The 22,464-nt window shown below is 36.1% G+C and carries 16 protein-coding genes and 3 pseudogenes; all 19 read left to right on the forward strand.

From position 1 onward, the window contains the following. Window positions 1-62: 62 nt before the first annotated feature. The 19 genes and pseudogenes from Q1B07_RS04385 (at window position 63) to Q1B07_RS04480 (ending at window position 21,992) form a co-directional block, all read left to right on the forward strand. Window positions 63-1,346 carry an extracellular solute-binding protein gene (locus tag Q1B07_RS04385; RefSeq protein ID WP_299087189.1) on the forward strand — a complete coding sequence of 428 codons (1,284 nt, stop codon included), beginning with the start codon at window positions 63-65 and terminating at the stop codon, window positions 1,344-1,346. Between the two features lie 119 nt (window positions 1,347-1,465). Then, window positions 1,466-2,371: a carbohydrate ABC transporter permease gene (locus Q1B07_RS04390; protein ID WP_299087563.1), complete on the forward strand. Its 906-nt coding sequence runs from the start codon at window positions 1,466-1,468 to the stop codon at window positions 2,369-2,371. Then, on the forward strand, window positions 2,368-3,192 hold the full coding sequence (locus Q1B07_RS04395) for a carbohydrate ABC transporter permease (protein WP_299087187.1): 825 nt from the start codon (window positions 2,368-2,370) through the stop codon (window positions 3,190-3,192). Before Q1B07_RS04390 ends, Q1B07_RS04395 begins: the two co-directional genes overlap by 4 nt. 22 nt (window positions 3,193-3,214) lie before the next feature. After that, window positions 3,215-4,225 (forward strand): annotated as a pseudogene (locus tag Q1B07_RS04400) (beta-galactosidase); the annotation flags it as partial. A gap of 125 nt (window positions 4,226-4,350) precedes the next feature. Further along, window positions 4,351-4,773 carry a YHYH domain-containing protein gene (locus Q1B07_RS04405; RefSeq protein ID WP_299087561.1) on the forward strand — a complete coding sequence of 141 codons (423 nt, stop codon included), beginning with the start codon at window positions 4,351-4,353 and terminating at the stop codon, window positions 4,771-4,773. A gap of 221 nt (window positions 4,774-4,994) precedes the next feature. Then, window positions 4,995-5,240: pseudogene (locus Q1B07_RS04410) on the forward strand (reverse transcriptase domain-containing protein); the annotation flags it as partial. Beyond that, a pseudogene (locus Q1B07_RS04415) lies at window positions 5,240-5,480 on the forward strand (IS4 family transposase); the annotation flags it as partial. The pseudogenes Q1B07_RS04410 and Q1B07_RS04415, both read left to right, overlap by 1 nt. A gap of 431 nt (window positions 5,481-5,911) precedes the next feature. Beyond that, window positions 5,912-6,952: an autoinducer 2 ABC transporter substrate-binding protein gene (locus Q1B07_RS04420; protein WP_299087185.1), complete on the forward strand. Its 1,041-nt coding sequence runs from the start codon at window positions 5,912-5,914 to the stop codon at window positions 6,950-6,952. Further along, the gene (locus Q1B07_RS04425; RefSeq protein WP_299087183.1) at window positions 6,888-8,765 is read left to right on the forward strand and encodes a sensor histidine kinase; all 1,878 of its coding nucleotides are present in this window, start codon (window positions 6,888-6,890) and stop codon (window positions 8,763-8,765) included. The genes Q1B07_RS04420 and Q1B07_RS04425 overlap by 65 nt, the downstream gene beginning before the upstream one ends. After that, window positions 8,758-10,413, forward strand: coding sequence for a response regulator (locus Q1B07_RS04430; protein WP_299087181.1), 1,656 nt, complete (start codon window positions 8,758-8,760; stop codon window positions 10,411-10,413). The genes Q1B07_RS04425 and Q1B07_RS04430 overlap by 8 nt, the downstream gene beginning before the upstream one ends. A gap of 315 nt (window positions 10,414-10,728) precedes the next feature. Then, window positions 10,729-11,817 (forward strand): substrate-binding domain-containing protein, encoded by a 1,089-nt coding sequence (locus Q1B07_RS04435; protein ID WP_299087179.1) that lies wholly within the window; start codon window positions 10,729-10,731, stop codon window positions 11,815-11,817. A gap of 571 nt (window positions 11,818-12,388) precedes the next feature. Further along, the gene (locus tag Q1B07_RS04440) at window positions 12,389-13,903 is read left to right on the forward strand and encodes a sugar ABC transporter ATP-binding protein (RefSeq protein ID WP_299087177.1); all 1,515 of its coding nucleotides are present in this window, start codon (window positions 12,389-12,391) and stop codon (window positions 13,901-13,903) included. Continuing rightward, window positions 13,900-14,886 (forward strand): ABC transporter permease, encoded by a 987-nt coding sequence (locus Q1B07_RS04445; protein ID WP_299831984.1) that lies wholly within the window; start codon window positions 13,900-13,902, stop codon window positions 14,884-14,886. Before Q1B07_RS04440 ends, Q1B07_RS04445 begins: the two co-directional genes overlap by 4 nt. Window positions 14,887-14,935: 49 nt before the next feature. Beyond that, window positions 14,936-15,934: an ABC transporter permease gene (locus tag Q1B07_RS04450; protein ID WP_299087174.1), complete on the forward strand. Its 999-nt coding sequence runs from the start codon at window positions 14,936-14,938 to the stop codon at window positions 15,932-15,934. 146 nt (window positions 15,935-16,080) lie between these two features. Then, window positions 16,081-17,199, forward strand: coding sequence for a sugar ABC transporter substrate-binding protein (locus Q1B07_RS04455; RefSeq protein WP_299087172.1), 1,119 nt, complete (start codon window positions 16,081-16,083; stop codon window positions 17,197-17,199). Between the two features lie 67 nt (window positions 17,200-17,266). Then, window positions 17,267-18,505, forward strand: a complete 1,239-nt coding sequence (locus Q1B07_RS04460; RefSeq protein ID WP_299087170.1) for a Xaa-Pro peptidase family protein — start codon at window positions 17,267-17,269, stop codon at window positions 18,503-18,505. A 153-nt stretch (window positions 18,506-18,658) separates the two neighbouring features. After that, window positions 18,659-19,897 carry a Xaa-Pro peptidase family protein gene (locus Q1B07_RS04465; protein WP_299087168.1) on the forward strand — a complete coding sequence of 413 codons (1,239 nt, stop codon included), beginning with the start codon at window positions 18,659-18,661 and terminating at the stop codon, window positions 19,895-19,897. Window positions 19,898-20,505: 608 nt separating this feature from the next. Beyond that, window positions 20,506-21,444, forward strand: a complete 939-nt coding sequence (locus tag Q1B07_RS04475) for a DMT family transporter (RefSeq protein ID WP_299087164.1) — start codon at window positions 20,506-20,508, stop codon at window positions 21,442-21,444. Between the two features lie 128 nt (window positions 21,445-21,572). Further along, the gene (locus Q1B07_RS04480) at window positions 21,573-21,992 is read left to right on the forward strand and encodes an aminopeptidase P family N-terminal domain-containing protein (protein WP_299087559.1); all 420 of its coding nucleotides are present in this window, start codon (window positions 21,573-21,575) and stop codon (window positions 21,990-21,992) included. Window positions 21,993-22,464 lie beyond the last annotated feature (472 nt).

Raw genomic sequence — 22,464 nt, forward strand, 5'->3', positions numbered from 1 at the left:
ATTTTCAATTTCATAACCAATACAAACAGATTATGATTAAAACAGAAAGGGGAGATTACCAAATGAGAAAAGCGCTTACATTATTTCTTGTTTCCATTTTATTTGCAGGTTTACTTGCAGGGTGTACTGCACCCGGCAGCAGCAGTTCATCTGGTGATACAGGTGGAGGCGATGGGAAAAAGGTAGAATTAAAGGTCTTTATCGGACAGCCTCGTTTTAAGGAGCAATACGAAACATATATTGATCAGTTTATTAAAAAACAAAAAGAAGAAAAAGGTCGAGATGTAACAGTTAAGCTTGAATTGCCAAGTGTGAATGAAGCAGATCAGTTATTAAAAACACGTCTAGCTTCTGGTGATAGTCCGGATGTTTTTGCCCTTCATGCGGTCAATGATATCCCGGTATATGATAAGGCAGGTTATTTAGAGAATTTATCTGGTGAACCATTTGTGGAAAATCTTTATGACACAGTATCACCAGCGGTTACAAGAGATGGCAAGGTTCTTGCTGTACCTTTAGAAACACTACAATGGGGATTTATTTATAACAAAGATATTTTTGAAGAAAATGGTATTGAAGTACCAAAAACGCTCACAGAAATGAAAGCGGTTATAAAAACACTTGAAGATAAAGGAATTACACCATTCATTCGTGCTTATAAAGATTCCTATATTCCACAGCTGTTCCTACCTTTAACGGTTGGTGCATTAGAAAGTACAACAAACAAAGGTTTTATCGACAGCATGAATACTGGAGAAGGCTCATTTGCTGATTTAAAAGGCATGTTTGAGATCATTGATCTTGTTCATGCTCATGGAACAGACCGTCCATTTGAAGTTGGTCAGGATCAGGGGGCTGCAGCCTTTGCGAGCGGTGAAGCAGCTATGTGGGTTCAAGGACCATGGATGGCCGAGTCTATGCTTGCAACAAATGAAAAGTTCAACTTCGGTGTTGCAGCACTTCCGATTAATGATGATCCAAATGCTACGCTCATTAATTTAAGTACATCTACATCTCTAGCAGTTTCAAAAGTAAGCAAAGTGAAAGACGTAGCGAAAGATTTTGTGAACTATATCTTAGATGAACAAGATTCTAGTGCATTTTATGAGAGCTTAGGCTTTAATCCGATTTCTGAAGTTCATACATTTGAAACTTACCCTTGGTTAAAGGATTCGGCGAAATATGTGGAAGAAGGAAAAGTGTATCAGGATCCGGTTATTCCTGCAGCAGTAAAATCTGCTTCTGAAAAATTACTGCAAAGCTACTATGCTGGCGATTCCTCTAAAGAAGATGTTATTAAAGGATTAGACCGGGCATGGCAGGAGTATAACAAAGTGAATAAATAAACGATATACGTAAATAGTGAAAGACAGTTTTTTATAGACTGTCTTTCATTATAAGAATTATAGAATGAAAGGAATGAAACCAAGTGCCTGTTAAAGAATTGAATGTACCAAATGTACCTATGAAGGAAGCGGCAACGAAGAAAAAGCTTAAAACAAAAAGCAACCATTTAAGTTTGATTTTATTTGTCCTTCCGGCATTTGCTTTTTATTTCGTGTTTTTATTTATCCCAACGATTGGTGCAGGAGTGTATAGCTTTACGGACTGGAATGGATTAAATCCAACGTTCAACTTTGTTGGATTCAGTAATTATTTTGAGGCCTTTAGTGATGATCCAGCATTTAGACATTCCTTTTGGTTTACGTTGCGTTACACGATTTTCATGTTTGTGATTCAAAATGTTGCCGCATTGCTTTTAGCTTTATTAATAGAGTCACGAATGAAATCAAAAGGATTTTTTCGAACGATTTTCTTTATGCCAAATATGATAAGTTTAATCATTAGCTCATTAATGTTCTCATTCATTTTTACAAATGTCTTTCCAGAACTTTCAGAACAAGCCCTCTTCTCGATTTTAGATCAGTCCTGGATTGGGGATGCTAGGGTATCATTTTACTCAATTTTAATTGTTTCGCTTTGGCAGGGAATTGGCTATATGATGGTTATTTATATGGCAGCATTACAAGGCGTTCCAAAACAATTAAAAGAAGCTTCAATGATTGATGGTGCAAATGTTTTTCAACGATTAAGACATGTTGTAATTCCAATGATTATGCATGCGATTACCATTTGTTCGTTCTTAACCTTAAATGGAGCGTTTAAAGTATTCGATGTTGTCTATGCTTTGACACAAGGCGGTCCAGGGACTTCAACTCAAGTAATGGCTTTAAATATTTACGAGGAAGCCTTCTCTAATAACTTCCGTTTCGGCTATGCCAATGCAAAAGCAATGATTCTGTTCCTCGTTGTATTGATTATTACATTGATTCAAGTAACGATCTTAAAGCGTAAGGAGGTTGAAGCATGAGGGAGAACCGTGCCGTTTCATTTTCCATTAACCTAATCTTGACTGTTTTTGCGGTTATTTCATTTTTTCCGATCTATATGGCCGTGATCAATTCTTTTAAATCAAAAGGGGAAATCTTTAACTCGGTGTTATCAATGCCCAATTCACTTTCACTAGAAAACTATCTTGGTGTTTTTACAGAGTTAAACCTATTAGGAAGTGGTTTTAATACATTGATTGTTACCGTAATTGGCCTTGCGGGGATTGTATTTTGCGGGTCACTTGCCGGCTATAAGCTTGCTAGAACATCAGGGAAACTTAGTGCACTAATTTTTACGCTTTTCATTGCCTCAATGCTCGTACCTTTTCACTCGATCATGATTACGTTGAGTCAAATGGCAAAAATTCTTGGCTTCCAAGGATCACTTTATGGTCTTGGTCTCATTTATATTGGGCTGGGTGTAAACATGGCTGTGTTTCTCTATCACGGATTTGTGAAATCGATTCCGAAAGAGCTGGAGGAAGCAGCGAAGATTGATGGCTGCAACGATTTTCAAATCTTTATTAAAATTATTTTTCCATTGCTTAAACCGATAACGGCAACCATATTGGTATTGAATGTGCTTTGGCTTTGGAACGATTTCCTCTTGCCATTGATCATGCTGACAGATGTCAATAATTATACTCTTATGCTATCGATTAATATGCTGTTCGGCCAATATGTTGCAGACTGGCCGAAGATCCTGGCTGCATTGGTATTAACAGCATTGCCTGTTATCGTCTTCTATGCCTTTTTCCAAAAATATATTTTGGAAGGCATTGCTGATGGTGCGATTAAGTAATGGATGAAAGGAAGAGAGAAAGTTGAAGCAATTACTATATGGTGTCGCTTATTATGACGAATATATGCCGTATGACCGGCTGGAAACCGATATCCAAATGATGAAGGATGCAGGAATCAATGTCGTCCGCATCGCTGAATCAACATGGAGTACCCATGAGCCGCAAAACGGAGTCTTTGATTTTACATCTGTTAATAGAGTACTAGATGCCATGCATAAAGCGGAAATTTCTGTTATTGTCGGCACTCCGACCTATGCGGTGCCTACTTGGATGGTAAAAGAACATCCAGACGTATTAGCTGTCACGAAGCAAGGCAAGGGAAAGTATGGCGCAAGACAAATTATGGATATTACAAATCCGACCTATTTATTTTATGCAGAGCGGATCATTCGAAAGCTGATGGAAAATGTGAAAGACCATCCAGCCATCATCGGTTATCAAATCGATAATGAAACGAAGCATTATGATACGAGCGGACCGAATGTCCAGCATCAATTTGTGAAGTATTTAAAAGAGAAATTTAAAACGACAGAGGCTTTAAATAAGGAGTTTGGACTTGCATATTGGAGCAATGATGTTCATGCTTGGGAGGATATGCCTTCGGTTGTTGGGACAATTAACGGCAGCTTAGGAGCAGAGTTTTCTAAGTTTCAGCGCAAGCTTGTGGACGATTTTCTCGCATGGCAGGTTGATATTGTCAAGGAATATCGCCGAGAAGGACAATTTATTACGCAAAACTTTGACTTTGAATGGCGAGGCTATTCATATGGAATTCAGCCGAACGTCAACCATTTTACTGCATCAGAACCATTTGATATTACCGGAGTGGATATTTATCATCCATCACAGGATGATTTAACAGGAATGGAAATTTCCTTTGGCGGGGATGTCGCTCGTTCAACGAAACAGCAAAATTATCTTGTCCTTGAAACAGAGGCACAAGCCTTTACGAATTGGACACCTTATCCAGGCCAGCTTCGCTTACAGGCTTTCAGTCATGTTGCCTCAGGAACTAAAGGACTTATTTCATATTGCCTAATTAAACCACTAGTATTTCCATTGAATTACAATAAATATATAACATGGGTTATTAATAAAGAGGGCTAATTAACTGAACAAAAAGTTTATTTAATATTTTACTTCTAGGTTCAGCACTGATATTAACACCTTCACTAGCAAGTGCTTCACCTGGTGGTCTTGATAGCAATGGAGGCCATACTTGCCGTACAAACTGTGCACAATATGGTCTAAATAATGGTGAGTACCACTATCATAGGAATGGAGAAATTGTTAGGGTTCCTAGTAATACACCAAGTAAACCAACAGTTAATACCAGCAACAGTGCTTATAATGAAGCTGTTAAACTAGGTAATATTTTAACCTCGCAATTATTATCATATAATCAAGCAATAAATAGTGGAGAAATAACTAAAATCAATAATTTATATGATTCTTTCACTAAACAATTGAAAGTTGTAGAGTCAAAGATTGGTAAAGTTTCAGGTTCTTCAAATCGTTCTAGCTTGAACGAAAAATACGTTAAACCTGCAAAAGTTGCTATAGAGCGAACAATTTACTAAGTATCGCAGTACCGATTATTAAATGCAATTAATACAAATGTTGCAGCTGGTAATTTAGGAAAAGCAATTTAAGGACGATCAATCTTTGTCCAGATACAGCGCATATCGAAGCAGGCGGCGGTGATCCGATAGAAGTGATTAAAAAGTATGCGAATCGCATTAAATACATTCACTTCAAAGATTATCATAATGGAAAATTTCTCCCTTTAGGAGAAGGACATCAAAAATTCGGAATACCAACAGTAGTGGATAGAGTAGTTCAACAAGCCACTCATCAAGTACTCAGTCCGATATTTGAAGAACAGTTCAGTGAATTCAGTTACGACTTTAGACCAAAAAGAAGTTGTGAGATGGCAATTATAAAAAGCTTGGAATTTCTGAATGATGGACACGATTGGGTAGTGGACATTGACCTTGAAAGATTCTTCGATACGGTCCACCACGATAAACTCATGCGAATTATAGCCAAAATCGTTGCCACACCGATGAACGTACATTAGGTGGCTTATTTTATGACCTTTGTGACGAAGTAAATGAACTTGATTGGGCTTGTCGCATAGCAGCAATTAATCGAGCTTCCTCAAGATGTCTTGAAGAAGACGAATAAACAAACACAACAATTACTTAAAAATCAACTATCAAAATGGAATTCAGGTCTACCAAGCTACATCAGGGCTTACCTACCTAATTTGGTTTGCGAAAGTTGAGTAATAAATTTATTATGGTCTAAAGAGTTTTTTTATTTCTTTGGACCTATTTTGTTTTTCCTATTTATGCCACTAGACAAAAAATGATAATTTATTTATTATTATAAATATTATGACGAATTATAGTTTGAAAGTTAAACATTCTGTCTTTTTCATTAAGAAAACTATCTTAGATTAGGAAGGGAAATTTATGAATCATTTATATTTTGATATTTTGTAAGCGTTATCAAATTGAAATGTAAAAGATTTTTAATGTAATTATTCAAGAAATATTGTTTTATTTTATTTATAATTACTATTTTTATTTAAAGGTAATTACTTCATTTCTTTATATTAAACCCTTGCTTTATGCTTTTTCATTCTTATAAACAAAGTTAGTAATCAACGATAAAAAAATGTTCATATTGAAAGCAATAATAGGAGAGGAACTTATGCAATTAGTACATATTCTATTTGCCTTAATATTGTTTGTAAGCGGTTGTGAAGCGAGTGATTCCACTAATGAGATTATATATACGAATAAAGAGAAAGATAGAATTAATACACAAGTAAAACGGGATATTCAAACAGATCCCTACACAGTTGCATTAGTTCCAAGATTTATAGGAAACTCTTCTTATTACGATTCTGTAGAAGAAGGAGCCAAAGAAGCAGCCGAAAAATTAGGTGTTAACCTGATATTTACTGGTCCGCCAGTTGACGATTACCAAATGCAGATAAAAGTGATTGAAGATTTGATTAAAAAAAATGTTGATTTGATTGCTGTTTCGGCAACCGATCCGTTTAAGCTGCTGCCTGTATTAAATATAGCTCGTGAAAAAGGAATTAAGGTCATTACATGGGATTCGGATACGGATTCTACAGGAAGGGATTTTTTTGTTAACACCGTAGATCCCGATACCTTAGGATCTCATCTAATGGATAACCTAGCCGCGCGTTTAAATGAAAAAGGGGAATATGCGATCATAGTCAACAATTATTCCACTTCAAATACAAATGAATGGATTAAGTCGATGAAAATCCAACAGGAAAAATACTATCCAAACTTAAAATTGGTGAAAATCATGGTTAATTATGATAGTTATGAAAACTCATATAAAAATACTAAACTTCTAATAAAAAAATATCCTAATTTATCAGCAATAGTTAGTGTGAGTCCATTAGCAACTCCTGCCATTACACAGGCTATTTTAGAATCAGGGAAAGATGATGTCGAAGTTTTAGGATTATCATCACCTAAAGACATGAGGAATTATATTAATGATGGGGTAATAGAAGACATTACACTATGGAGTCCGAAAAAATTGGGCTACCTCACAGTTGCGTTAGCTAAAAATTATCTAAATGGACAATTTCCAACTGATCAACAAGAAATTCCTAATATAGGAAATATACGGGTGGAAGATAATGAAGTTATTATGGGACAGCCTATATTATTTACTAAGGAAAATATTAATCAATATGATTTCTAAAATAGCAGGTTCGCAATGGTGGAGACCAAAAAATTATCAGCTAAGAATGAAATTAATTATTACATATATTTTATTAACATTAATACCTATGACGGTTCTGGTTTATTTTTCTTATCACCAGTATACCAAATTAATTGAAGAACAAGTGGGAGAAAATATTCCAAAGATATTAGATCAGACAAATAAAAATATGGAAATTCAAATGTCTGAATTAGAAGATTTACCTCAACTTTTGTATAACTCAAACCAAGTGTTATCCATTTTGAGAAAAGATTCCTATTCAAATCAATCAACATTGCAAATTGATTATTACAAAGTTAATAGCTATCTTTCTCTTACATATTTAACAGATAAAAGTCCATTGTTAGGTGTGTTTTTGTGGTCTAAAGAACGATTCTTCTCAAGTAGTATAGTCCCCTATTCAGGTTTAGAGAAAACACCAGATTTTAAAGAAAATGAATCCATTGTATTACAGGATCAAGTAGATCTCCGTTTTAAGGGAAAACCATCTTTTTTTTTAATGACCGAGAGGATTGAAGATTTTGAAAATCGAAAGGAAATCGGTACTTTAGCGATTGCGGTTAATTTGTCATTTATTGAAGATATTTTTAAGGAAATTAATAATCAAAATAAAGCAGATATGTGGATAATGAATGGGCAGGGGAAGGTTATCTATCATACCGATCCTGAAAGAATCGGTACGGTTGAAGACTTGGATAATTATCCAACTATGAATGGAAGTTTTCGTTCATATTTGGAAGGTGAAAAACAACTTGTAAGTGTAAGTGAATCGGAGAAATATGATTGGGTAATGGTTCACCGCATTTCAATGAAACATTTAACTGGTAAGGCAGAGGTAATTAAGGATGTTACGATTTTGTTTTTTGTGATTATAGGCTTGGGAACGGTTATTATTTCTATTATTTTGGCATGGGGTGTAAGTCGTCCAATTTATAAGCTTAGCAAATTAATGAAAGATGTGGAAAAGGGTAATTTTGATGTTGATCTTAAAGTGGATTCGAAAGATGAGATTGGACTTTTAGCTAATAGTTTTAATTCAATGATATCCAAAATTAGAGAGCTCATAAAGGAAAATTTCCATATTGAAATACGCCAAAAACAAGCGGAATTATATGCTCTGCAATCACAAATCAATCCGCACTTTATGTACAATACGTTGGAAACAATTAGTATGGCTGTTGAGGATAATGATGATGATACAGTTGTTGAAATGGTCACTTTACTAGGTAGAATGCTGCGATTTTCATTAAGTAATAAAAATCGTATTGTTCCTTTCAATAAGGAAGTAGAACATATTAAAAATTACTTGACTATCCAGCAATTCCGTTTTGAGGAACGATTGAGTTTTCATATTCTTTCAGAAATAGATTTGAATCAATTATATTCACCTAAGTTCATTTTGCAGCCTATTATAGAAAATTGCATAAAGCATGGTCTAGAAACTAGAAGAGGAACACTTACGATAAGGATTTATATAAGAACAGTCCCAGGTATACAACCTGGAACAAAGGATGTAGTGATATATGTAGAAGACGACGGGGCTGGAATCGATGACAAAACACTTGAAAAGATTAATAGTCTATTAAAATCAGATCCTATTGGTAGACGGGATTCCGGATTCGGAATGATTAACGTACATGGTAGAATTTTTATGCTGTTTGGAGAAGAATATGGGCTAACTGTCGAAAGTGGAACTGAAAATGGAACCGTTATTATGATCCGTTTTCCTGTTATAGAAGGGGATGAAGAGGTGAAAAAATACGAAAGAAAAGAGGGTTATTTCAATGAATAAAATAAAAACAATCATTGTAGATGACGAAGTAAGAATTCGTACAGGAATTGAACGTTTATTACAAAAATTTGGAGACAATTGGGACATTGTTGGTGTATTCTCTGATGGTATAGAAGTAATAGAATTCTTAAAAGATCATACGATTGAGATTGACTTGTTGATTACGGATGTCAAGATGCCTGAAATAGATGGTCTAACACTTATAAAAGAAATGAAAAATATGAACAGAGATAACGATTTTTCTTCTATTATTGTAAGCGGATACGACGATTTCCAATTTTTACAAACGGCTATTCGGGAGGGGGCACTTGATTACATTTTAAAACCGATTGACCGTAAACAATTTTTTGAGGTTCTTCAAAAAGTTGAAAAGCGTATTGAAGAGAAAAGACTTGAAACTTATAAATGGAATGATTTAATAAAGCAATCGGATCAGCTTACCTTGACAAAACAAACACAGTTATTAAGTGAAGCGATATCATCAGAACCAGAAGACATTGCTGCTATGTATTGGATTAAAGATTTCCCAGAGGGCGTTTATCAAGCGTGTTATGTTAGTGTAGATGAATTTTCCTCTAGGACAAGTGAATACTCTAATGAAGACTGGGGAGCTTTTGCATTTGCGACTGAAAATATCATCGATGAAGTTATCATGGAATTTAAAGATTCAGAACATCAACAGTTAGGATGGTGGTGGAGGGAGGGGGGATTTCACTTTTGGGTGCTTCTTTTTAGTATGAGTAAAGAAAATAACTTCTTTGAAAAAGGAGAAACTTTCACTAGAAAACTTAAATCCTGCCTAAATAAATATACACCTTTCAGTTTTTCTATTGCACAGAGTAATCCATTTGAAGATTTATTTATCCTTCCTGAAATGAAGAAGCAATTACACTCTTTCATTCGGATGAGAATGATTTATGGTGGAAATCAAATTTATTCCTCACGCTTAACTAACGAAATGAAAGCCACGAATGGAAATAATGGGTTTGCTGCAAATAACATGAAGGAGTTTGCGAGCAAGCTTACAAATATGCTTGGAAAATCTGAAACTTCTAAGATAGAAAAGGAATTTAGCGATCTATTTAAGAGAATCAAATTGATGCGTTCACCTATGGAAATTCAATATTCACTAGAATACTTAATTATTTATATGTTCAAAGTATATCTAGAAGATACAGAATCAGGAATTGTCCACAGTGATTTAGGTGATATATTACAAGCAATTAAATCTGAGACTAATTTGAATCAGCTAGAAAAACGCGTAAAGGACACTTTTATTCAAGTTCACAAAAAACAACTTGTTATCCAACAAGACCCTGCACTTACTCCAATCATGAAGGCAAAAAAATGGATTAATGAACATCTAAGCCAAAAAATTACACTTCAAGACATTTCTGATTATGTCTATATGAACCCAACTTATTTTTGTCATTATTTTAAGAAACAGACGGGAAAAACCGTATTTGATTATATTACAGATCTCCGTTTAGAAACAGCTAAAGAATTGCTTCAAGAACAGGATTTAAAAGTGACTGAAATCTCACAGTTAGTAGGATATCAAGATTCGAAGCATTTTAGCCGTTTGTTTAAGCAGAGATGGGGAAGTCTACCTTCTGAATTCAAGAAAAAATATAAAACGAAGTTATAAAGTGATGCTATAACTTAAACAGTTGCTAACGATCTCTAGTGACACTTACAAGATAAAACCTTTAGAATTGCCTAATTAACTTGGATAATAACAAAGAGCTGGATGATTAACGGACGATACCTTCCGTTTTTTTGATGGATAGGTTAAATGCTTATAAGCTATTCTAAATCTACTTTAATTTACTCATTACCACAAGGTTGCATTATTCGGCTAAGGGGGAAAATCCTCTGGTTCTTAGTTTGTGAGTGGAAAATTATATTTTTCCTAATTAATTTTTGGGATGTTTTAGGGATTAAATATAAGGGAGTAAAAAGTATGAAATTAATTAAGGTAAGTGCGGTTTTATTATTAGTTTTTACAGTAATTTTAGTCACGGCATGTGAAAGCAGTGAAAAAAGTGATGAGGTGAATTCCAAACATAAAGGGAGCGACATAAAAATGGCTAATGACAACTCTGAAATAAATGCTGATGACTCCATTAACTTTGGTTCGTATTGTGCCGATATGTGTCAGGAATCTCTAACGTTACAAGCACCTCGAGAATCTATTGAAGGTAAGGTTGGACTTATTGTATCAGGGTTTTTTCCATATGGTTTAGGGACAAGAATAATGGGAGCAGAAGCGGCGAGAAAGTACTTTCCAAATATGGAACTTATCATTGGGAACGGAGATAATGACCCTGAAATCCAATCCTCGATTGTAGATGATTTTATTGCTAAAAAAGTAGATGTTATTGTGATTGATTTAGTTAGAAAAAATGCAGTTAATCCTGCTTTAGAGCGCGCTAAAGCTGCAGGTATTCCCATAATTACAATAGATAGATGGACACCGGCAGAAGTATTAACTCTCATAAAAGCTGACGATGTTGAAGTTGGCAGGAAAGCAGGGCAACATATTGTGAGTTTGTTAGAGGGGAAGGGGAAGGTCATTGAAATAAAAGGTTCAGAAGACTCCACCACGACTATTGACAGACACAAAGGGATTTTAGAATCCTTTAAGGGTTATAATGATATACAAATCATAGAAAGTGTAAATGCTGATTTCTCGGAAGGAAAAGCTCAGCAAAAGATGGGAGACATACTGCAACGTTTGCCTAAAGGGAAAATTGATGCTGTTGTCTCACATGCTGACGTGATGACTATGGGGGCAATAAAAGCAATTAAAGCTGCTGGCAGAGAAAATGAAATTGTGGTAGTAAGTGTGGATGGGCAAAAATCAGCTTTAAAAGCAATTGAAGCAGGCGACATTGATGCGACTGTTGCTTATCCTATCGTCATGCCTATGGGAATTGTTGCAGCGGCTAAAACGTTAGCCGGGGAACCTATTCCAGAATATATTGAGTTAGAAGCTCCGTTAATTACGAAAGAGAATGTAGCATTTTATAAAGATAAAACGGGTTACTAAAACGGAGAATTCTATCCGTTGATGATATAATTTTTGATGAAAGGGATGTCTCACTTAGAGTGGGGCATCCCTTTTTATTTTTTATGTTTTCAGAGCTTATCAAATTTACCAGATGAAAATCGAATTGGCTAAAACATTTATGATTGTACATTGCCCTTTTGACCCGACATATGGCTACTTTAGGGATCAAAGGGTTGATTATTTAATTAGAGGTGCAAAATAGCAAAAATGAAATTGGAATATTGAACCATCAATTACATGTTTATAAAGGATGTTTTGTAAGCGCTTTAACTGTTATAGGGATTTGTTTTTTTATTATTCACACTTATCTGAATATCATCTACCCTACCTAAATATCGTCTCCTTGTTAGGGCTTTCATTATGGGATATATTTTAGTCATAGTAAATGTCTTATCACTCAGGAAGTAGTTAAGAAAACGATAGGGGGTGATTAAAGAAATCCATCAAATTATATAATTGACTTTTCCTATATGTTTTATAGGGGGAATTAGAATTTGCATCATGGTGTTTGGGCAAAAAATCCATTTTTAGATAGGAGTGAAAATAATAGATGGAAGTTCAAGACGATCAAGTCCTTATTTCCTTGACCGGAATAACAAAGGAATTTCCTGGTGTCAAGGCACTCGAAGGTGTTTCGCTTGATATACGCAAAGGAGAAGTGCTTGCGCTGGTAGGAGAAAATGGTGCAGGCAAATCAACGCTTATTAAGATTCTCTCTGGGTTATATCAAAAGACTAGCGGAGAAATTCGAGTAAATGGAGAAGTTGTTGACATAAAAGATACCAAGCATGCTCAGGAACTTGGTATAAGTACAATTTTTCAGGAGCCTACACTAGCACCCGAATTAACGGCTGTTCAGAATCTATACCTCGGTCGTGAAATCGTTAAGCCAGGTTTGCGGAAGATGGACGAAAAAACCATGTATGAGGAGACAGAGAAGTTATACCGAAAATTCTTTTCTACTGTAGAGGATCTTCATGTCCCAGTAAAAGAGCTTGGTGCATTGAAAAATCGTGTAATCGAGATTGCCAAGGCAATTTCCTTTCAAGCTTCAGTTGTCATTATGGATGAGCCAACTGCACAGCTTGCGGATCATGAAAGGGAAGTATTATTTGATTTCATTCGAAGTTTGAAGGAGCAGGGTGTGTCCATTATCTATGTATCACATCACCTGCGTGAGTTGTTCCTGCTGGCAGATCGTATGCATGTCATGCGTGACGGAAAAAATGTGGCTACAGTAAATAAGAGCGATACAACGATTGATCAGCTCGTAGCAATGATGGTTGGTCGTGAAGTGTCCAATTATATTGTAAAAAAGGAAGTGCCTTTCGGTGAAGAAGTTTTGCGGGTAACCGATTTAAATCGTCAAGGTATTTTGAAAAATATCAACTTCAATCTTCGTAAAGGGGAAATTGTAGGCATAGCTGGACTTGCCGGATCAGGACGAACGGAGACTGTACGTGCTGTTGTAGGTGCGGATCCGATCAATTCAGGTAATGTGGAAGTGGAAGGAAAGTCACACAAAATAAGATCCCCAAAAGATGCCATTAAAGCTGGTATTGGACTGCTTCCGGAGAATCGGAAAATGCATGGAGCGTTAATAGACCTGCCGGTTAGCCAAAATATTACGATGGCAGCGATGGATCGGATCATAGCAAATAAGCTTGTGCTTAAGAAAAAGAAAGAATCGCAGATAGCTGAAGATTATGTTCAGCGATTAAGAATTAAAACGCCTACTATTAATCAAAAGGTGAGGTTTTTGAGTGGAGGGAACCAGCAGAAAGTTATTCTAGCAAAATGGCTCTTCACAGAGTCAAAGGTCTTAATATTTGACGAACCAACCCAAGGTATTGATGTTGGAGCTAAAGTTGAAGTGTATAATCTCATATCAGAGTTTGTACAAAATGGAGGAGGGGTTCTCTTGGTTTCTTCGGAACTACCCGAGCTGATGGGGTTATGCGATCGCATCTATGTTATACACAAAGGGGAATTTGTAAAGGAGTTTTCCCGTGAAGAAGCCACAGAAGAGAATATAATGATGTACGCTTCAGGAGGTCATACATGATGATTAACTCTAATGAAATGACTATTTCAAAGAATACTAAAAATCCACTATCAATTTTTAAACGTGAAGGTATAGGTGTTTTATTTATTCTTATCGTTATGTTTATCTTTTTATCTTTGTCATCTCCTACCTTCTTGACAATAGAAAATATTTCTAATTTGCTTTTGCAATCCGTATTTGTCATGATTGTTGCATTTGGTACCATGTTTGTACTATCGATGGGCGGTATCGATCTATCGGTGGGATCAGTCCTAGGACTCTGTGGAGGTGTCACGGGATGGCTGATGATGAGTGGAACAAACATGTGGATTGCAATATTGGCAGGAATGATCTTAGGTGCATTAATCGGTGCGTTTAACGGATTAATCATCACAAAGCTTCGTATATCACCGTTTTTGGCGACCTTCGCAATGCTTTATATAGCACGCGGATTATTATTTTTAATTACATCTGAAAATCCTATTAGGGACTTGGCCACACCTGGTTTTAAGTTTCTTGCACAGGGAAGCTTTTTAGGAATACCAATGGCTGTTGTTATAACGTTTATCATTTTTGTTATATGTCACTTTTTATTTCATTCAACCAGCTTTGGACGTCGAGTTATAGCTGTAGGATCTAACAAAGAAGCATCACATCTCTCGGGTATTTCCACTGATAGTGTCAAAATTCGTGTATATGCACTCTCAGGTTTACTCGCAGCTGTTGCTGGGATCTTGCTTACCTCTCGTCTTACTTCAGTACAACCGCTAATGGGCGATGCTTATGAATTAGATGCGATCGCTGCTGCTGTTATTGGAGGTACCAGTATGTTTGGAGGAAAGGGAAACGTAGTAGGCGTAGTTGGAGGTGCAATTATACTTGCACTTGTGTCAAATGGATTAGATCTATTAGCGGTTAATCAGTTTTATCGTTTGATCATCACTGGTTTAATCATCGTGTTGGCAGTAGGCGCAGAGCGTTTTACATCTGCAAAAACGAATTAATTGAAGTCATAACGTTTATAAATAGCCACTTATAAAGGAGGGTACGCAATTGGAAAATAAAACGCAAGAACCTATTTTACATCCTCAACCAAGCATATCTTCGATTCCTAATAGAATGCTGAGAATTGATCGACAAATCATAGGTCTTATCGTTTTCTTAGCTATTATTATGATCGTAATGTCATTTGCCTCTGAACATTTTTTTAGCTACATCAATCTAATGAACGTGCTTCAGCAATCTGCGTTCGTCATGATATTGGCGTTTGGTATGACATTTGTTCTTTCGACGGGTGGTATTGATTTATCTGTTGGATCTATCATTGGTATTTCAGGTGGTATGACTGCTTGGTTGCTTTTTAACGACGTAAACATTGTCTTAGCTATTGCAGCAGGTTTATGTGTCGGTCTTATTATAGGGATCGTGAATGGATTGGTTATTACAAAATTAGGAGTATCTCCCTTTATTGCCACACTATCTATGATGGTTGTTGCACGAGGCATCCTCTATGTTTGGACTGAGGCGATACCATTCCGAAGTTATATGAAAAGTGGTTTCGATTTTCTTGGCCAAGGACGAATTTTGAATATACAGTTTCCTATAATACTAGCGTTAATCACATTTATTGTTCTTCTATTTATCTATCGGAAAATGCGGTTTGGCCGTCACGTTCTTGCGCTCGGAAGCAGTGAGGAAGCGGTGAGAATATCTGGTATTAAAGTAGATTTGCTGAGAATTAAGGTCTATGCTTTATCAGGATTAATCGCTGCGATAGTAGGGATTATCCTTGCTTCCCGTCTCGCTACTGTTCACCCAGAAATGGGTAAGAACTACGAGTTAACAGCAATTGCTGCTGCTATCATCGGAGGAACAAGTTTAGCAGGCGGTAAAGGAAGCCTTGTTGGAACAGCATTCGGGGCAATTATTTTATCATTAATTAATAATTCATTGAATCTACTAAACGTAGACCCGTACTGGGAAACGATGGTCATTGGTGCAATTATCCTTATAGCAGTAACAGTAAATACGTCTGTAGAAAAAAGTTCTTAATTCTAAAAAGATTTGTAAAGGAGAGTGCTTTATAGACTTGCCTGAAAGGAGGTGAAATAGAGTCTGGTTCCAGAGGGACAGAGGTCAGCCATAATAGCTGAACGTACTAAAAATAAGGTTTTGGAAAATTAAGGAGGTCCAAAAACATGTCTTTTAAAAAATTGAGTATGAAATTAGTAATTATCTTGGTCCTAATTACATCTCTGATTATTACAGGTTGTCAAAGTAAAAATGATACTGCTTCCAAACCTGCAGGCACTTCTAGCGGAACCGCTTATCAATGGGGCGATGAAAATTTTGAGAAGTTCGTTAGAGAAGCAGCAGAAGGAAAAACACTTAAAATAGGTTTTACACCTCCAGCAGCTTCTGAATTCTACGATATTATTGAGCATGGTGCCAACACCATGATGAATGAAATAAGTGATCGATTCGGAGTAGATATTGTATTCGAAATGTCTGCGCCGAGTGAGCATCAATCAGTGGAATCACAAGTTGCAACAATTGAAAACTGGACCGCTAAAGGTTTTGATGCCATATTAGTTAGTTCTGCAGGTGATTTTGATTCCATGAATGCGGTCTACGAGAAAGCAATGAAACAGGGAACATCCATCTTTATGTTCAACATGCCAGCTGAAATGTGGAATGAAGAAGAATTGAAAGCGACTTCAGTCATCAGCTATAACAACCATTATCAGGCTGGATATTTAGTAGGTCAATATGCAGCTGAAAAGCTTAAAGGAAAAGGAAAGATTTTATTGGTTTGGGGATTACCAGGCCACTGGTCAACATCACGTAAAAACGGATTCCTTGAGGCAATAGAGAAATATCCTGATATGGAAATTGTTGGTGAACAACGTGGTGATTATATTCGAGACAAAGGTATGCAGGCCGCAGAAAATCTAATCCAAGCTAATCCTGATGTGGATCTAATCTATGGAGAAAATGAGGAAATGGCTCTTGGAGCAGTACAGGCTGTAGAAGCACGTGGATTGAAGCTATGGGATGGAAAAGAAGGAATCATGGTAATCGGAGCTGACGGTCTTAAATCAGGTTTTGAGTCCATCCGTCAAGGAAAATTAACAGCGACAGTTAGCGTTGGTCCAGTTGATATGGGTCGTGAGTTTATTAAATCCGTTTTCACGACCAAAATTCTTGGATATAGCGTTGATAAAGTCCAAAATGTACCAACAGTAATTGTTGATCAAACGAATGTAGATTCTGTAGAAGCCTACACAGATTGGGCACTTAATACAGATTTTAAATAAAATTGTTGTCCTTATTAATGACAGGGTTTACAGATTAATAATAAAAATTTGAAAGGGGAATATAAACATGATTTCAGAAGCAGCGTTAAAATGGTTACCTAGTAGATTTGAAGAATTAATCCGTTATGGAGAGTTCCAAGGACCTGGTGAAACGATCACGAATGAAGAGTATAAAGCTCGTGTTGAAATTGCGAAACAAAAGATTGTAGATGAAGGTTTAGATGCTTTAATCGTATTCGGAGATTGCTACAGAATGTCAAATATTCGCTGGTTGGTAAATTACCGTACAATTGACGGGGTTTATCCGCAACCGATGTTAATGTACTTGGTTCCTGACCGTGACCCTGTTTTCTTCCTTCCAAGCAGTGAAATTCCTTCAGCACACGGCAGTTCCGCAATGTGTGTGTTAGGAGGAGATATCCGTGAAATTCGTTCAGAATGGGCTCCATTCCTAAAAGAACGTGCTGTAAAAGACAAACCAAAGAAAATTGGTATTAGCGGTTATACGTACATGGATCTAGAGTTCTGGTTCCCGATTAATGATGCATTCGGTGATGCAGATGTACAACGTTCTACGATTATCGAGCAATTGAAATCTGTGAAAAATGAAGCAGAAATCGCATCAATGAAGCGTGCAGCGCGTGTAAGTAATGCTGGTATCCAAATGCTTATGGATCTATTAAGAGACAGCGAAGGAATTACCGAATTGGAAGCAACTTCTTTGGTTTACGCAGCAATGTTTGCAAATGGTGGACATGCCATTGCTTATGACATCATGATTCAGGCGGGAGAACATACGGATGTACTCTTTAAACGTCCAACTGAACGTCCGATCCGCCGTGGTGAACTCGTTATGATGGACTACGGAATTCGCGTAAATGATTACGCTTCCGACAATGCTCGTACAATCTGTTATGGAAATGTATCGGATGAAGCGAAACGTCTAATGGAAGCTTGTTCTCTAGGATATGAAGAGTGTTTACAGAAAATTTATGCTGGCATGACAGGAATTGAAGCTGACCGAGTTATTCGCGAAGCGTTCAAAAAATATGAAGTAGATCAGTACTTAGTAGAAGTAAGTGAAGGTCGTACAGGTGCCCATGCGACAGGTATGGACCCTGAAGAGGATATTCCGGAAATCGGACCAGGCTGTGCAAATGTATTGGAAGAAGGACAAACTTTTGCTTATGAATTGTCTCTAATTGTTCCTGGAATCGGCGGCGTTCGTACAGAGGATCAAGTAGTCGTACGTAAGAACGGGCTTGAGCCGCTTCATACATTCAATCGCTTCTTGTATGTTGATTAATTGAATATGTTCCATGTTGGATGACGTTGGTCACATTCCAAATAGTTTGGGTGATTATAATGAGAGCCTACATGGAATTCTATTTAATAGATTAGTAGTAAGATAAGATTAGGAAAAAATTTCAAAATTACTATTTGAGAGGGGAATATAAACATGATTTCAGAAAAAGCATTAAAATGGTTACCTAGTAGATTTGAAAAATTAGTCCGTTATGGGGAGTTCCAAGGACCTGGTGAAACGATCACGAATGAAGAGTATAAAGCTCGCGTTGAAATTGCGAAACAAAAGATTGTAGATGAAGGTTTAGATGCTTTAATCGTATTCGGAGATTGCTACAGAATGTCAAATATTCGCTGGTTGGTAAATTACCGTACAATTGACGGGGTTTATCCGCAACCGATGTTAATGTACTTGGTTCCTGACCGTGACCCTGTTTTCTTCCTTCCAAGCAGTGAAATTCCTTCAGCACACGGCAGTTCCGCAATGTGTGTGTTAGGAGGAGATATCCGTGAAATTCGTTCAGAATGGGCTCCATTCCTAAAAGAACGTGCTGTAAAAGACAAACCAAAGAAAATTGGTATTAGCGGTTATACGTACATGGATCTAGAGTTCTGGTTCCCGATTAATGATGCATTCGGTGATGCAGATGTACAACGTTCTACGATTATCGAGCAATTGAAATCTGTGAAAAATGAAGCAGAAATCGCATCAATGAAGCGTGCAGCGCGTGTAAGTAATGCTGGTATCCAAATGCTTATGGATCTATTAAGAGACAGCGAAGGAATTACCGAATTGGAAGCAACTTCTTTGGTTTACGCAGCAATGTTTGCAAATGGTGGACATGCCATTGCTTATGACATCATGATTCAGGCGGGAGAACATACGGATGTACTCTTTAAACGTCCAACTGAACGTCCGATCCGCCGTGGTGAACTCGTTATGATGGACTACGGAATTCGCGTAAATGATTACGCTTCCGACAATGCTCGTACAATCTGTTATGGTAATGTATCGGATGAAGCGAAACGTCTAATGGAAGCTTGTTCTCTTGGGTATGAAGAGTGTTTACAAAAAATTTATGCCGGTATGACAGGAATTGAAGCTGACCGAGTTATTCGCGAAGCGTTTAGAAAGCACGGGGTAGATGAGTACTTAGTAGAAGTGAGTGAAGGCCGTACAGGTGCCCATGCTACAGGTATGGATCCTGAAGAAGATATTCCAGAAATCGGGCCAGGTTGTGCTAATGTTCTGCAAGAAGGACAAACTTTTGCCTATGAATTGTCTCTAATTGTTCCTGGAATCGGCGGCGTTCGTACAGAGGACCAAGTTGTCGTACGTAAGAACGGGCTGGAGCCGCTTCATACATTCAATCGCTTCTTGTACGTTGATTAATCTATACTTGCCTTTAAAATAAAGAAAATTCTCCCTTGATATACAGACACAGATTATCCCTTAACAATGTACACTTAAACAATTTTTATGGTGTATTCAATCTTTGGTGACGGTGATCAATCTGTGTCTTTTTTTAAAAGCATTTGTTAAAAGAATAGTGATTGATTTATTGGTACTAGGCTATAACAATATGATGCTTACAATATTGCAAAGTTTGTTAAATATAGATAGGGGAAAAATCAGTGATATTGAAAAATGCACTGGAATTAAAGAAAAGAATAATTAGCAATCGAATGGATCTATACAAATTAGCGAAAGAAAAATCTCTTTCTGATCCAGATGTACTAGATAAGAGATGTCAATTAGATAAAGAGATAATGACTTTACACAAATTAATTAATAGAATTCACTCCTCCTAATCACTGAAAAATAAATTTCAGTATTACGATGATGAGAGCTGTACTAAATCAGGTTAGCATAAATGATAATATGATACCTTAACAATGTAAACTGGATTAATAATTTTTCACTATATTCCAATGATGTAGTTATATCTATAGGGATGTTTTAACCATTAAAAAGGAAAGAACCAAGAATGGTGATACCCGATGAATAAAAATATTTTTGGCTCATTACTTGTTTTATTTTCTGCCTCATGTTTTGGAGTAATGGGTATTCTCGCAAAATACGCATATGCGGCAAATATTAGCATAGGCACTCTATTATTTTTTAGATTTTTTCTAGCGGCTGTATTATTTTGGGCTTTGATATTTTATAAAAAAATTCCTTGTCGATTGCAGGTCAAACAAATTCCAATACTATTCATTATGGGGACTGGAGGTTATGCCATGATGGCTATTCTCTTGTTCACATCATTTTCTTTATTGCCTGTCTCACTAGCATCGTCAGTTTATTATTTATATCTTGTATTTGTTGTGATCTTAAATAGCTTGTTTTCTAGAAAATTGTTTAAAAAATTCCAAATAGCAGCTATTTTACTTTCCATAATCGGGCTTTACTTAATGCTCGGTGCAGATTTTAGTCAAATTAATATAATTGGATTGATATGTGGATTTGGATGTGCAATTATATATTCCGGTTATATCATTTTAACTGAAAAAATCCAAAGCCATATAAATCATTTTCTAAGTGCTGCTTATGTAACAAGCTTTGCAGCAATTACATTATTCATATTTTCAATGTTTAGACAAGATTTTTCACTAGATTTTCACTATTCAGGTTGGTTTCCTATATTAGGAATAGCACTTTTTTCAACCTTTTTCTCTATTCTTGCTTTTTCAATGGGGATAGAGCGAATTGGAAGTTCAAAAGCAGCTTTGTTAAGCATTTTTGAACCGATCGTAACTGTATTATTAAGTTATTTTCTTTTTCAAGAAAACATTGGTCTAATTCAAAAAATGGGAATTATTCTTATCTTATTAAGTGCTTTGTTAACAAATGTCCGTTGGAGAAAAAAGACTTTATCAAAGAAGGTTGAAAAATCAATTCTTTATAAAGTCACAACTCGCAGTAATACGTATAAATAATATGGTTACTACTTAAAGAAAATCTAAATAACTTGGTTTTTAAAATTTTTATCGCTTTATAAATTTTAAGTAAGGAACTCTTCTGAGTGAAATTAGCGTTCCATAGAAAGAGAGGGAAACACTTGGAAATGGTGGTGCCTATTTCAAAAAGACTAGAGTATGTTCAATTGAAGCTAGCTATTTTAAGAGAGTACTTAAGAGAGAAGAAATATGAAGCTGTGCTATTACAACGACAAGAGAACATTTCATGGCTAACTTGCAGTGACCTTGACGAACCTCCATATAATTTGGAACTAGGAAAATTTGCACTACTTGTTACTGTAGATCAATTTTTCCTCATTGCTAACAATCTCGAAGTGTCACGAATGATATTTAATGAAATTCCTGGCTTAAAACTTACAGTGGCCCAATATTCTTGTTACGAAAGTATTGAAAAAGAAGTGAATGGAATAATTAGAAGTGGCAATGTATCTTCTGATACTGAAATTACTAGTTTTCAGACAGATACATTACAATTAGAGGAACTTCGCTTTTCCATATTAAGGTAGGTATTTATAGAATCTAGGTGATAAATTAATTTAATAAAAAAGAGAGCAAATAATTGCTGTCAAGATGAGGTAACATGCATGGACTCTTTTGTTAATTTAACTTTATACTTTGAATGAACCTCTCTTTTACTAAGTCTACTAATTGGTAGCGAGAATGGTGGAAGATAGTTTTCATTCATAGCATGTCTCTCATTCTCTTACTAATCCTCTCATGTAGCTTGTTCCATAGTAACTAATATCGGAAGATTATTACATTTGACTTATCAAAAATTGATCCATCACTGAGTTAGATCGCTTGATTTGAAAGCGTTAACATTACGTATAGAAAAGATATCAAGTGAAAGATTGTTTTTTATAATCTACTTTTGGAGGAATGAAAAATGAGCTATTTTAAACCTGAATTATTCACAGATTTTCTAATATAGGCTAATATCGCCTATCTAATCAGCTTTCTTGTTACTATTTAATGCAT

The sequence above is a fragment of the uncultured Metabacillus sp. genome, assembly GCF_947503125.1.
Taxonomy (GTDB): domain Bacteria; phylum Bacillota; class Bacilli; order Bacillales; family Bacillaceae; genus Metabacillus.